Consider the following 13,061-nt stretch of genomic DNA (forward strand, 5'->3'; position numbering starts at 1 on the left):
ACACTAACACCTGAAGCTAGCGCGTCTACCAATTCCGCCACCTTCGCAATTCACAACTCTTTCAATAATGGGGTGGCTAATGGGATTCGAACCCACGACAACTGGAATCACAATCCAGGGCTCTACCAACTGAGCTATAGCCACCACTGTATTCTTTCACGCGGTACTGACTACTTCTCAGACCACCGCAGCTCTAGCGCCGGGACTAAAATGGCGCGCCCGACAGGATTCGAACCTGAGACCTCTGCCTCCGGAGGGCAGCGCTCTATCCAGCTGAGCTACGGGCGCTTAGCGCCGTTGCGGGGCTGGATATTACGTACCTCCGTCCCCGCTGTCTAGTGCTTTTTTGAAAAAAATGCGCGTTTGGTTATGGTTTGCACATTTTGCCGCTTATTCCTCCACTTTCTGCGTGGTGGCACGGCGACCCAGGCCAAAAAGCTTATAGGCAGCCGTCACTGCCGCCAGGAAGATCACCCCGACAAACAGCGACATGCGGGTATCTTCATTAAAGTACATTCCGATTAATACGCAAATCAGGAATGCCATCGTCAAATAGTTCGCATACGGGAACAGAATTGAGCGGAACGGATGGCTTGCAATCGCCTTTTTATGCGCATGACGGAAACGCAGCTGGCTGATGAGAATAACAAACCACGGCACCATGCCCGGCAGTACGCTGGCACTGTAGACGTAAACGAACACGCGCTGCGGATTCGGGATGATGTAATTCAGGCAAGAGCCAATCAGCAGGATCGCAATGGATACCGCCACACCCGCAACCGGCACGCCAGCACGTGAGACTTTGCTCATTGCGGCAGGCAGCTGGTTATTCTTCGAGAGCGCATAGAGCATACGCCCACAGCTATACATCCCGCTGTTACAGCCTGACAACGCCGCCGTCAGGACCACAAAGTTAATGATACCCGCCGCCGCCGTGATACCAATTTTGGCGAAGGTTAAAACAAACGGACTCCCCGTCGTGCCAATTTCGTTCCACGGGAAGATGGTCACGATAACGAAGATCGCGCCCACATAAAAAATCAGGATACGCCACAGTACCTTGCCCACGGCACTACGCAGCGTAACCTGTGGGTTTTTCGCTTCACCGGCTGTGATCCCGATGAGCTCCACGCCCTGATACGAAGCCACAACGATACACAGCGCCGTCAGGAAGCCTTTCCAGCCGCCGGCGAAGAAGCCGCCATTTTCGGTCAGATTGCCAAAGCCAATCGCGTGTCCACCGTTGCCAAAGCCGAAGAAAATCACGCCCAGTCCGACGACAATCATCACGATAATGGTGGTGACTTTAATCATCGCAAACCAGAACTCGATCTCACCGTAAAGACGTACGGCGGCCAGGTTTGCCAGCGCCACCAGCCCCACGGCTATTAGCGCGGGTATCCACTGGGCCATATCCGGGAACCAGAACTGAACGTAGACCCCTATCGCGGTGATCTCTGAAATGCCCACCGCCATCCACATAAACCAGTATGACCAGGCCGTCAGGTAGCCAAAGAACGGGCTCATATACCGGTGTGCATAAACGGCAAAAGAGCCGGTTACCGGTTCCAGGAAGAGCATTTCGCCCATGGAACGCATAATGAAGAAAACAAACAGCCCGGCGATAATGTACGCCAGTAAGACGGAAGGGCCAGCCCATTTTAGGGTGCTTGCAGAGCCCATAAACAGGCCCACGCCGATAGTGCCACCCAGCGCTATCAGTTCAATATGACGAGCTTCCAGCCCACGCTGTAGCTCCGGTTTTTTCTCAGCCATAGATCCTCGATTGTGTTTGCTGTTTCCCGGCTTAAGACCGGGTATTGTTTTTTAGGGGGACTAAAATACGGAGCGAATGGTTTCTTAAAATGTGCCAAATGGCAAACGATGCATTAAAAAAATGAATGCATTGCACAGATTATCAGCAGTTTTGCAGGCGAGTTGCAGCGCGAATAGCATATCGCGCTACATTTTGATTACATTTTCCCGGTGTGATGCCAGGCGAGATAGCGAAGCAGTCGGATCTGTCGTTTAATACGCGTCGGTTGCGATAACAGGCGGTACAGCCACTCCAGCCCGAGATTTTGCCAAACCTTAGGCGCGCGCTTAACGTGGCCGGTAAAGACGTCATACGTGCCGCCGACCCCCATATAAAGGGCATCAGGGCAGACCAGACGGCAGTCGCGCATCAGGATCTCCTGCCGCGGGGAGCCCATCGCCACGGTAACAATTTTCGCCCCGCTGTCACGAACGCGTTCAAACAGAGCCTGCCGCGCTTCAGGTTTGAAGTAACCATCCTGGCTGCCGACAATATTCACATTCCATTGACGACGCAGTTTCTCCTCAGTCTGAGCCAGAACCTCCGGCTTCCCGCCAATCAGGAACACGGGCGTGCCCTGCGCGCCGGCGCGTGCCATGAGCTGCTCCCAGAGATCGGCTCCCGCCACGCGAGAAACATTAGCGTCAGGATACTTTTTACGGATGGAGCGAACCACGCTGATGCCGTCCGCGTACTTAAACTCCGCCGCTTCAATCAGGCTTCTGACCTCGGCGTTATCTTCCACCGCCAGCATCTTTTCCGCATTGATGGCGACCAGCGTACCGGATTTCATCTGGCCGTCGGCGAAGAGAAAGTCCAGCGCATGCTGCATGTCGCGCCAGCCAATCAGCTGCAGACCCCGTAGCGCATAGCGCGGTGCAGAAATGTTATCAGTCATTACTATCCTTACTCAGACTTGTGACAGCGTTGTGCTGCCCTGACGCTCGCGCCTGTGCACAAGCCCTGCATTATCAAACAGCCAGTACAACAGCTTGGCCAGTAACAGGCAGACGCCGAAAACAACCATGAAGAACACCACGCGCGAAACAAACGAATCCAGCCCTTCGCGCGCCAGAACGATCATATTGAAAATGGCACCGAAGCAGAAACTGTGCAAAATGGCCGCTTTATAGCGGTTGGTCTCTTCATTGCCACGCAGGTAAAGCCAGTCGAACCACTTAATAATCAGCCCCACGGCAACCGCCCCGGGCAGAATGAACCAGGCCCCCCCCATCACCACCAGGGAACCGAGCAGCGTTGGCGAGATAGCCAGACCGGAATGGTTGTTCAGCACTTCCCACGTAAAGTAGTTCGCCGTATTCAGCACCACGCCAGGGCGGTCCGGCCATAGCCAGGAAGGGATAAAGACGTAGAAGTCGCGAACAATCGGCGCCAGCCCCTGGAAATCAATCTTGTCATAGTTTTGCAGCAGTAATGCCAGGTTTTCCCACGGCGAGAACGTATCCCGCGTAAGGTAGAGGAACGTATAAAACGCCTCATCACCCGCCACGTTCATTCCGTACCGCTTCAGCGCCAGCCAGAACATCCCCACAATGCCAAACACCCCGGCGGCAACCAGCATCCACAGCGAGATCCAGCCGCGGATGATGCCAATAAACAGGAAGATGGCGAAAGCGATAATGATATTGGCGCGCGTGCCGCCCACAATCATATAGGTCAGGATGCCAAACGCGACGGTACTGACCAGGAAGAACAGCCACGCTTTGCTGTCCTGACGCAGGAAAAAGATCACCAGCATCGCCGGGATGAAGAAGTAGAAGAAACGCTTAAGCGCCACGCCCGATACTTCGGCAGAAAAAATCTGGCTGTAGGAGTGAAGCTTAAACAGCAGGAAGCCGTTATGCATGAAGAAGATACCGACACTGACCAGGGCAATGGTCATCAGCATCACCCACGTCAGGTGGGTCTCCACACGGTTCATGGTAAATAGCGCCCGGCGCGGCGCGGCGGCCTGCGCGGAACGCAGACGCGTTTTATAAGTAACGTAGTAGACCGCATAGAAGCAGGTCGCTGCCAGAAGCGCCTGGAGCAAAATTTCCGGCGGCGCGACGCTCACGTCAAAGCGGAAGACCAGAATGCTGGTGAGCGGGAAACCGAAAAAGAACGTCAGCAGAAACAATAACGAGAAGAACACGTTAAAGTTGAAACGCACGCGGCGGAATTCGAACCAGGTGAGCGTACCGATAAACAGGATGCTCAGCAGCCAAACGACCAGCAAACCGCTGAATTGCAACTGGCTCATGCTTTGTCTCCTGCAGCGATACGCAGTGCACGGTGCCACGGCGTGAGGTAATTCGGGCTAAAGAAGTCGATGGCGTTTTTATCCACCAGCGCCAGCTGTCGCTGTGCTTCCCGAACAACCTCTTCATTAAGCACATCCGTGGTAAACAGGACCGGAAGATGCTGTTCGGCCATGTCCTGCCAGAACGGGTTGTCGCGGTTGAGCACGCACGGGATCCCCGCCTGAATAAGCAGACACAGCGTGCCAATACCCTGCTGACGGGCAAAGATGAAATACCCGAGGTCGCATTTTCTCAGCAGCGCGAGATACTCCTCAAATTCCAGCTTATGCCGCAGAATATGCAAATTCTCCGCGCTGAATAACGAGAGTCCCTGCTGGCGAACCTCATCAATGTAGGCGTCGTTATTGGCGGGATAGCCCATCGGCACCACCACCTTCACCGTGTCGCCAAACTGCTGATGCACCGCCCTGAGCGCCGCAACATGTTCGTTACTGCGATCGCCGGAATTCCCCACCAGGATCGTCAGCTTGCCTTCTCGCACCGTGTCATTTGCCATGGCGTTCAACGCCGGATCCATGCGGGTCGGGAAATAGAGCAGCTCACCACGCACATTCGGATGCTGTTTCGCAAAATAGTTGAGATCGCCACGGGTAGCAAAAACGCAGCCCACCCGCCCCTGGGCCATGCGGCGCAGGGGATAGAACAGACGGAATTTCCAGCCGCGGGAGACTTCGTAGAGATCGGCCCCCCAGATATGCCAGCTGCACTGGGAAGGTTTAATCCCCCCGCTGAGAAGCCCCAGCCACAGGCCGGTATTAAACTGCCCGTGGAAGAAGAATCGTTGCTCACGATCCGCTTTGGCTTTGGCAATCACCGCCTTTGCCAGCGTGGCCTTATCCGGCCAGAAGCTCATGTTCAGCGCCGGAAATGCTGCGCTCAGGCCTTTATCCTGACCTGCAACCATAAACTCACGCGCATCGGGATTACCCGATGCCAGCTCGTCGTTGAAAAACCGCAAAACGGTCTGGTTATGGTGTGGGATATCCGATCCCAGGATGTGAATCAGTGCAGTCATGCGCGTTTACGCCACAATAAAAATACGCCGCAACAGGCAGCGAAATAAACGATATACGTTGCCATATAGGCCTGAGCCGCCCCCAGCGCGCCGTGCGCGGGTATCAACCAGTGCGAGAACGACGTCAGTAACACAAACTGGCTCATTTCCGCCAGGATATACAGCCGCAGTGAAGCCTTCGCAATCACCAGGTAGCCGAAAACGTAAGCCCCCACTTTCAGTACATCGCCCACCAGCTGCCAGGCAAAGAGATCGCGCATGGCGGTGAACTTCGCCGAGAAGAGCAGCCAAATAGCGACATCGCGCAATAACCAGACGGTGAAGCTGGCAGCCGCAACCGCCGGCAAGACAAAGCGCAGCGATCGGAAAATCTCACGGGTGATATCCTGTCTGGACGTCAGACGCGATAAGGTTGGCAGCAAATAAACGCTAAAGGAAGCCGTAATAAACTGGAGGTAGGCGTCAGAAATGCTGCTCACGCCCTGCCAAATCCCGACCTCCTCCCAGCTATAATGCGCCGCCAGCAGGTTTCGCATCATCACATAGGCCACGGGCAGTGTGACGGAGGTGATGAGCGCCATCAGGGTAAATTTACCCAGCTGGCTGGCAAGCAGCTTGTCCCATTGCGGTTTCAGGTAGCGCAGAGGGATGACGCCCCGACGCATCAGCATAAACGCGGCAGGCACAACCACGAGGGCCGGTACCAGCGCCAGCCCGAGCAGGGCACCTTCATAGTCACCGAGGCGATAGCAGAAGTAATAGGCAATAACACCAATGACGCTTCCCAGGATTAACGCAAGGGCGTTCCCGGCAGCATCACGAAAACCTTTCATCAGCGCCAGCAGCAGGTTAGCCCAGGCAATACCCATCTGCACCAACGCAACCAGACGCATCAGTCCCTGATAGTGGGTGTGACCGAATAATCCCTGGCTGATGGGGGCCGCCGCCAGCAGAAAGACAATCGCCATCAGGGTCGAAAAACCCGTGACCATCGCCGAAGCGGTGCCCACCACCCGGCGCAGCTGTGCCGCATCATCATGATACTGCGCAACGTATTTAGTCACGCCGTTGAAGATTCCGGCACCGGCCAGCACCCCAAGGACGGTAACGAGCTGGCGGAAGTTACCCGCCATCCCGACACCTGACGGGCCAAATGAGACAGCCAACAGCTTGACGACCAGCAGTCCGGCGCCAATTTTTACAAGTGTGGACGCGGCGGTCCACACCGATGCTTTTGCCAGAGACATATCAGCCGAAATAACTCAGAAGGGTATTAATCACCGTACGCTGGTTAACTGGCGCGAGGTTGTAGAACAATGGCAGGCGAAGCAAACGCTCACTTTCTTTGGTCGTGTAACGGTCTTCACCCGCAAATGTGCCGAACGCTTCGCCCGCGGGGCTGGAGTGCAGCGGAATGTAGTGGAACACCGCCATAATTTCAGCCTCTTTCAGCCAGGCGATGAGCTGGCTGCGATCGTCGTTATCGCGCAGCTTGATGTAAAACATGTGCGCATTGTGGACACAATCAGCCGGAATGGTCGGGAGTTCAATGCGCCCGGCTTTCGCCAGAGGCTCCAGCGCGTCGTAATAGGTTTGCCACAGGGACAGACGCTGAAGGTTGATACGCTCCGCGGCTTCCAGTTGCGCCCACAGGTATGCCGCCTGCAGATCCGCCATCAGATAACTTGAGCCGATATCGCGCCAGGTGTATTTGTCTACCTGTCCGCGGAAGAACTGGCTGCGGTTGGTCCCTTTTTCGCGGATCACTTCCGCGCGCTCGACCAGCGCGCGATCGTTTATCAGCGTCGCGCCGCCCTCACCGCCAGCGGTGTAGTTTTTGGTTTCGTGGAAGCTAAAGCAGCCAATATGGCCGATCGTGCCCAGCGCGCGTCCCTTGTAGGTGGACATCACCCCTTGGGCGGCGTCTTCCACCACAAACAGGTTATGTTTGTTGGCAATCGCCATGATGGTGTCCATTTCGCAGGCTACGCCCGCATAGTGGACCGGCACAATCGCGCGCGTTTTGTCGGTGATCGCCGCTTCAATGAGCGTTTCATCAATGTTCATGGTATCCGGACGGATATCCACAAAGACGATTTTCGCCCCGCGCAGGACAAACGCGTTCGCCGTCGAGACGAAGGTATAGCTTGGCATAATGACTTCATCGCCAGGCTGGATATCCAGCAACAGGGCCGCCATTTCCAGTGATGCCGTACAGGACGGGGTCAGCAACACTTTGGCGCTGTGAAAACGCTGCTCCATCCACTGCTGGCAGCGACGGGTAAACCCACCATCACCGCAGAGTTTGCCGCTGCCCATGGCAGACTGCATGTAGTCGAGTTCGGTGCCCACGACGGGTGGTGCGTTAAATGGAATCATCTTGTCACCTGTATAACCAGTAGGCGGTGGCGTCGATGTTGGCACCACTCGCAATATATCGTTTAAGCGCGGCGGTATTGCCCACCTGGGTCGCCACCCGCAGCGTCACAAGCTTTTGCTCCTGCGCCCAGTGCAGCGCCGCCTGCATGAGTTTCTCACCCATCCCACGCCCGGCTAATAAGCCAATCCGCGCCTCGCGCTCGTTGAGCTTACGCAGCGAGACAAATCCCTGGATCTGACTGTCCCCTGCCCGAAAAATCAGGCAGACATGGTCAAACGTGCCTTTTACCGCATTCTCCACCCACTGGGCGTAGAACCGTCCGCTATCGCCAGGTGCGTACCAGGGCGCGCGAAAGCGGCTCTGCGCAAACGCCCGGGCCGCCATCTGACGCAACACGGGAATATCCTGTTCAGTTGCCATTTCCGCACCGGGCGCATCGTACCGGGTAAGGGTAATGGAGAGATCGGCCTCACCTTCAACCAGCTTAAAGCCGTGCTGCTGGAGCGCATCAAGCAGATCAGTACGGTCCGCCGGGATCTTAGCCTGTACCCGTTGCCAGGCGGTAAATGCCGATTCCGTCAGTGCCGGTGCATCATCGCGCAGACGCACGATGGCCGACGACAGACCGAAAAAGGCACTCTCCCATTGCAGAGGCTCGAGTACCCCGTTCAGGCTGCTCAACGCCAGACACCCTTGGTATCAACCACATACTGCTGATGAACGGCATCGCCGGAGATCGCTTTAAACTCGTTGTGATCCACCAGCAGTACCAGCACATCCGCCGTCGCCAGGGCATTGTCGAGCGCTGTCAGCGTGCAGTGCCCCGCCAGTTTTGCCGGCAGTTCATGAATATTTGGCTCGACCACCAGCGTTTCGCCTTTGTGCCATTCGGCAATCATTTCAGCAATTTCCATTGCCGGGCTTTCGCGCAGGTCGTCAATGTTGGGCTTAAATGCCAGACCAAAGCAGGCGATTTTCAGCTCGCTGGCGCGCTTGCCGCTCTCTGCCAGACAATCCGCTACCGTGGTTTTGACCTGGTTGAGTACCCAGTGCGGTTTGCTGTCGTTCACTTCACGCGCGGTGCGGATCAGACGAGCCTGTGCCGGATTCTGCGCCACGATAAACCACGGGTCGACGGCGATGCAGTGTCCACCCACGCCCGGGCCTGGCTGGAGAATATTGACACGCGGATGGCGATTCGCCAGGCGAATCAACTCCCAGACGTTAATCCCCTGATCGGCGCAGATCAGTGACAGTTCATTCGCGAAGGCAATGTTAACGTCACGGAAGCTGTTTTCCGTCAGCTTGCACATTTCAGCAGTGCGGGAGTTGGTCACCACGCATTCGCCTTCAAGGAAAATTTTGTATAGCGCGCTGGCACGTTCAGAGCACACCGGCGTCATACCGCCAATCACGCGGTCGTTTTTAATCAGTTCAACCATCACCTGGCCCGGCAGCACGCGCTCCGGACAGTAGGCGATATTGATATCCGCCTGCTCTCCCGCCTGTTGCGGGAAGCTTAAATCAGGACGCGCGTCGGCCAGCCACTGCGCCATCTGCTCGGTCGCGCCAACCGGCGACGTCGACTCAAGGATCACCAGCGCCCCTTTCTTCAGCACGGGCGCGATAGATTTCGCCGCCGCTTCGACATAGACCATATCGGGTTCATGGTCGCCTTTAAATGGCGTGGGAACGGCAATCAGGTACGCATCCGCTTCAACCGGCGTGGTACTGGCGCGCAGGAATCCCCCGTCAACCGCCTCCTTGACCACGCGGTCGAGATCGGGCTCCACAATATGAATTTCGCCACGGTTAATGGTTTCCACCGCGCGTGTGTTGATATCCACACCGACAACCTGTTTTTGACGAGAGGCAAACGCCGCCGCGGTGGGCAAGCCAATGTAGCCAAGACCAATGACAGAGATGGTAGTAAAACTCATAGCGATACCCGATTGTGTTTAAGTGCATGCAAAATACGACCACAAGCCTCCCCGTCGCCATATGGGTTATGGGCCCGGCTCATTGCCTGATACGCTTCCTCGTCGTGCAGCAGGCGCGTGACCTCTTCGACAATCAACTGCGTGCTGGTGCCGACCAGGCGCACGGTTCCCGCTTTAACGGCCTCCGGGCGTTCGGTGGTTTCACGCATCACCAGCACCGGTTTACCGAGGGAAGGCGCTTCTTCCTGGATCCCACCGGAATCGGTGAGGATCAGCCAGGCATGGTTCATCAGCCAGACAAACGGCATGTAGTCCTGCGGTTCCATCAGAAGTACATTGTCGACATGGCCCAGAATGCGGTTAACCGGCTCGCTGACGTTAGGGTTGAGATGGACCGGATAAACGATCTGCACATCTTCGTTCTGCGCAGCAATTTCAGCCAGCGCATGACAGATCTGCTCAAAGCCCCGACCAAAACTTTCGCGGCGATGGCCGGTAACCAGGATGGTTTTTTTGCCGTTGTGCAGGAAGGGATAACGGGCAGCAAGGTCTTCCTGCAGTTCGCGGTTCGCCAGCACGCGGTCACGTACCCAAATTAACGCATCAATGACCGTATTACCGGTCACAAAGATTTTGTTATCAGCGATATTTTCACGCAGCAGGTTCTGACGGGAATTTTCCGTGGGCGCAAAGTGGTACATCGCCAGATGTCCGGTGAGCGTGCGGTTAGCTTCTTCCGGCCACGGCGAGTAGAGATTGCCGGTGCGCAGTCCCGCCTCAACATGTCCTACGGGAATACGCTGGTAAAACGCCGCCAGGCTTGTCGCCACGGTGGTGGTGGTGTCGCCGTGAACCAGCACCACGTCGGGCTTGAATGACTCCAGGATCGGCTTGAGCTCTTGCAGGATGCGACAGGTTATCTCCGTCAGCCCTTGACCCGGTTTCATAATATTAAGATCGTAATCCGGGACGATAGAAAAGAGCGTTAAAACCTGATCGAGCATCTCACGGTGTTGGGCAGTGACACACACTTTCGCTTCAATATCAGGATCGCTGGCCAGCGCATGAACCAGAGGTGCCATCTTAATGGCCTCCGGCCTGGTGCCAAATACGGTAAGTACTTTCACATCGATTCTCTTCGATTAAGCGATGAAGGCCATACATAGCCTTCATCGTAGACGGCGTTCTTAGTTTGTGCGACGACGCGTTAACGCCACGCCAGCGCCCGTCAGTGCGCCGACAATCCCCCACATAATCATCAGGAATGCACGACGCGGACTATCGCGTTTTACAGGTTCTTCAGGCGTTCTCAAATAACGATAGGTCTGAAAACGCGGGTCCAGCGTCGGACCGACATTCAGGGTAGTAAGCATGGCGCGGTTTTGATCGTAGTCGAGGTCAAAATCGGGGCCAACGGCCTGAAGATTTTCCAGACGTGCCTGCAGCATGGGGCGGCCAAGAAGGAACATTTCAGAATCCGGCAGTTCATCAGCCGGTACATCCGTTTCGCTGCGGGAAATATTGTGCTGTTCCGCAATTTTCAGCGCCTGCTCAATATTGTGTACGCGGCGAGCGAAAATGGCTTTCGCCACCTCTTCCTGACGTTTTACCTGCGCCTTCATCTGGATGGTACGAGCCGCCCAGGCGCCTTTCAGCTCTTCATTGAGATGACTGGCAGCACGCTGGCTGGCAAACGCAACGTACTGGCGCAACAGGTTGTTGGCATCCGGCGCGGTTTCTGCAATCAGCTTGACGCTGTCATTCACGTTACGCAGCGCATCGCCCGGCATAAACTGGATATTGTTAATCAGGTCATCTAACAGCGCGGCATCCGCCTTGCTGTTACCCACCATACGCTGCTTGTAATAATCCGTCTGGGACCAGAAGTCGCGACGCGTGTCCCAGGAGGCCAGCTGCATCACAAACTCTTTATAGGCTTCATCCATAACAGAAGCCTGGTCAGGTGTCGCCAGATTGGCCTTGATATCCAGGTTACGCAGGAACTGCTGCTGAGAATAAAACCCACCGAGCATGTTAACCGTAGGTCGGTCTGTGATTGCCGTGGCGCTCCACTCCTGTTTTGCAAAGAAAGTGTAGGCCAGGGCTAACAGTGCGAACCCCAGTGCGATCCCCGCAATCCAAAGTTTGCCTGCCCATAACACGCGAAACAAACCACGAATATCCAGTTCATTCTCAGTTACCACTGATTTCGCTCCCGCCAACGGTTGAGTCATCATAGTCCCGGTTTTACTTAGTTAATGTTGGGTTTTTGTCATTGTTACGACGCATCCTGCGTTTCAGACGTTTAATGAATCGCGCCACTTTCCATGCGCGCTTAATACAGTAGCCGTACAGGAAAAATGCTAGCAAGAATAATACCAACATTACCCATTCAGGAATAAAGTGGGCATATTCAGCCGCGACGCCAATGGCGGCCAGAATAGCAGCGGCCAGGGTGATCAGCACAAACGCCTGACGAGAAGTAAAACCTGCGCGCATGATGAGATGATGAATATGCTGACGGTCAGGCGAGAAAGGACTCATCCCTTTACGCAGACGGCGATACATAATCGCCACCATATCCATTAATGGAATAGCAATGATCCACAATGCCGTGACCGGACTGATCGGGTGCGTTTTGCCCTGCGTCGTTTCGAGCAAAATCCAGATCACGGTGAAACCAATCAACGTACTGCCCGCGTCACCCATAAAGACTTTATAGCGACGCCCGAGCGCACCGAGGTTCAGGAGAATATAAGGCAGGATGGCGGCAATCATGGCAAAACACCACATTGCCAGGCTGTACTGGCCATCAAACCACAAAATAATGCCGATGGCGGCGAACGAAACAGAAGACAATCCCCCGAGCAGGCCGTCAATGCCGTCGACCATGTTGAAGGCATTGATGGCTGCCCAGACGGCAAAGAGCGTCAGGAAGAAACCAAATGGACCCAGGACTAACTCCCAGGGGCCAAACACATAACCGAGGCTTCTCAGGTACAGCCCACCCACGACCATCATCACCACGCCAATCGCCGCCTGGACGGTGGCGCGTATTTTCACCGCGATATCGAACCGGTCATCAAGCGCCCCGACGAGGACCAGGACGCCCGCACAGGCAATATAGAGGGCTGCGTGTGGAATATAATAATCCGCAATACCAAACGTGAAACAGATACCTGCGTAAACAGAGATCCCTCCAACAAGAGGAATAAGTCCCTGATGACGTTTACGAAAATTAGGTTTGTCCACCAACCCTATTCTTTTTGCCACCTTACGCGCGATGAACAAAAAACAGGTTGTGAATAAAAATATACTGATTAGCTCAGTCACAACGGTGAGTAGATTCACAATGGATTGCTCTCAACAAATGTTAGTCCCGGAAGTATAACCATGAAGCCACCGCCTCAGAAGTAATAAAGGTGGCTTCTCACAACTCCCTTTGTATATTTTTCAATCAATTATTTCTTTGACTGTATAAACGGTCCTATTGTCGCACCGACCGGTCAAAATTGGGAGTAGGTGGTACTAGCGTATAGTCCATAAAAGAAAAACGCCACGTAAAAACGTGGCGTTCACTGGCTTT

At 55.0% G+C, this 13,061-nt stretch carries 11 protein-coding genes and 2 tRNA genes; all 13 read right to left on the reverse strand.

The window, feature by feature from the left end:
* Positions 1 to 68: 68 nt before the first annotated feature.
* Positions 69 to 144, reverse strand: a tRNA-His gene (locus tag LDK53_RS14695).
* A gap of 67 nt (positions 145 to 211) precedes the next feature.
* A tRNA-Arg gene (locus tag LDK53_RS14700) sits at positions 212 to 288 on the reverse strand.
* A 102-nt stretch (positions 289 to 390) separates the two neighbouring features.
* Positions 391 to 1,776 (reverse strand): bifunctional threonine/serine APC transporter ThrP, encoded by a 1,386-nt coding sequence (gene thrP / locus LDK53_RS14705; protein WP_025757567.1) that lies wholly within the window; start codon positions 1,774 to 1,776, stop codon positions 391 to 393.
* A gap of 197 nt (positions 1,777 to 1,973) precedes the next feature.
* Positions 1,974 to 2,714: a lipopolysaccharide N-acetylmannosaminouronosyltransferase gene (wecG, locus tag LDK53_RS14710; RefSeq protein ID WP_059385459.1), complete on the reverse strand. Its 741-nt coding sequence runs from the start codon at positions 2,712 to 2,714 to the stop codon at positions 1,974 to 1,976.
* A gap of 12 nt (positions 2,715 to 2,726) precedes the next feature.
* Positions 2,727 to 4,079 (reverse strand): ECA oligosaccharide polymerase, encoded by a 1,353-nt coding sequence (gene wzyE, locus LDK53_RS14715; RefSeq protein WP_208283582.1) that lies wholly within the window; start codon positions 4,077 to 4,079, stop codon positions 2,727 to 2,729.
* Complete coding sequence (locus LDK53_RS14720) at positions 4,076 to 5,155, reverse strand: TDP-N-acetylfucosamine:lipid II N-acetylfucosaminyltransferase (RefSeq protein WP_225287465.1); 1,080 nt, start codon at positions 5,153 to 5,155, stop codon at positions 4,076 to 4,078. Before LDK53_RS14720 ends, wzyE begins: the two co-directional genes overlap by 4 nt.
* Positions 5,152 to 6,402, reverse strand: coding sequence for a lipid III flippase WzxE (gene wzxE / locus LDK53_RS14725; protein WP_225287466.1), 1,251 nt, complete (start codon positions 6,400 to 6,402; stop codon positions 5,152 to 5,154). The genes LDK53_RS14720 and wzxE overlap by 4 nt, the downstream gene beginning before the upstream one ends.
* Position 6,403: 1 nt before the next feature.
* Positions 6,404 to 7,534: a dTDP-4-amino-4,6-dideoxygalactose transaminase gene (gene rffA / locus LDK53_RS14730; protein WP_025757575.1), complete on the reverse strand. Its 1,131-nt coding sequence runs from the start codon at positions 7,532 to 7,534 to the stop codon at positions 6,404 to 6,406.
* A 4-nt stretch (positions 7,535 to 7,538) separates the two neighbouring features.
* Positions 7,539 to 8,216 carry a dTDP-4-amino-4,6-dideoxy-D-galactose acyltransferase gene (gene rffC / locus LDK53_RS14735; RefSeq protein ID WP_225287467.1) on the reverse strand — a complete coding sequence of 226 codons (678 nt, stop codon included), beginning with the start codon at positions 8,214 to 8,216 and terminating at the stop codon, positions 7,539 to 7,541.
* A complete protein-coding gene (gene wecC / locus LDK53_RS14740; RefSeq protein ID WP_025757577.1) occupies positions 8,213 to 9,475 on the reverse strand; it encodes a UDP-N-acetyl-D-mannosamine dehydrogenase in 1,263 nt (420 codons plus the stop codon). Before wecC ends, rffC begins: the two co-directional genes overlap by 4 nt.
* Entirely contained in the window at positions 9,472 to 10,602 is a 1,131-nt protein-coding gene (gene wecB / locus LDK53_RS14745) for a non-hydrolyzing UDP-N-acetylglucosamine 2-epimerase (RefSeq protein WP_225287468.1), read from the reverse strand. The genes wecC and wecB overlap by 4 nt, the downstream gene beginning before the upstream one ends.
* A 60-nt stretch (positions 10,603 to 10,662) precedes the next feature.
* Positions 10,663 to 11,709, reverse strand: a complete 1,047-nt coding sequence (gene wzzE, locus LDK53_RS14750) for an ECA polysaccharide chain length modulation protein (protein WP_025757579.1) — start codon at positions 11,707 to 11,709, stop codon at positions 10,663 to 10,665.
* A 13-nt stretch (positions 11,710 to 11,722) separates the two neighbouring features.
* Positions 11,723 to 12,826 carry a UDP-N-acetylglucosamine--undecaprenyl-phosphate N-acetylglucosaminephosphotransferase gene (wecA, locus tag LDK53_RS14755; RefSeq protein WP_047959702.1) on the reverse strand — a complete coding sequence of 368 codons (1,104 nt, stop codon included), beginning with the start codon at positions 12,824 to 12,826 and terminating at the stop codon, positions 11,723 to 11,725.
* Positions 12,827 to 13,061: the final 235 nt, after the last annotated feature.

The organism is Enterobacter sp. K16B, assembly GCF_020216105.1.
In the GTDB taxonomy this organism is placed as follows: Bacteria; Pseudomonadota; Gammaproteobacteria; order Enterobacterales; family Enterobacteriaceae; genus Enterobacter; species Enterobacter sichuanensis.

Excerpts from the sequence above, each read along its gene's own strand:
- wecC (WP_025757577.1), bottom strand. The coding sequence starts at position 9,475 with ATGAGTTTTACTACCATCTCTGTCATTGGTCTTGGCTACATTGGCTTG.
- LDK53_RS14720 (WP_225287465.1), bottom strand. The coding sequence starts at position 5,155 with ATGACTGCACTGATTCACATCCTGGGATCGGATATCCCACACCATAAC.
- wecG (WP_059385459.1), bottom strand. The coding sequence starts at position 2,714 with ATGACTGATAACATTTCTGCACCGCGCTATGCGCTACGGGGTCTGCAG.
- wzyE (WP_208283582.1), bottom strand. The coding sequence starts at position 4,079 with ATGAGCCAGTTGCAATTCAGCGGTTTGCTGGTCGTTTGGCTGCTGAGC.
- wzzE (WP_025757579.1), bottom strand. The coding sequence starts at position 11,709 with ATGACTCAACCGTTGGCGGGAGCGAAATCAGTGGTAACTGAGAATGAA.
- thrP (WP_025757567.1), bottom strand. The coding sequence starts at position 1,776 with ATGGCTGAGAAAAAACCGGAGCTACAGCGTGGGCTGGAAGCTCGTCAT.
- wzxE (WP_225287466.1), bottom strand. The coding sequence starts at position 6,402 with ATGTCTCTGGCAAAAGCATCGGTGTGGACCGCCGCGTCCACACTTGTA.
- rffA (WP_025757575.1), bottom strand. The coding sequence starts at position 7,534 with ATGATTCCATTTAACGCACCACCCGTCGTGGGCACCGAACTCGACTAC.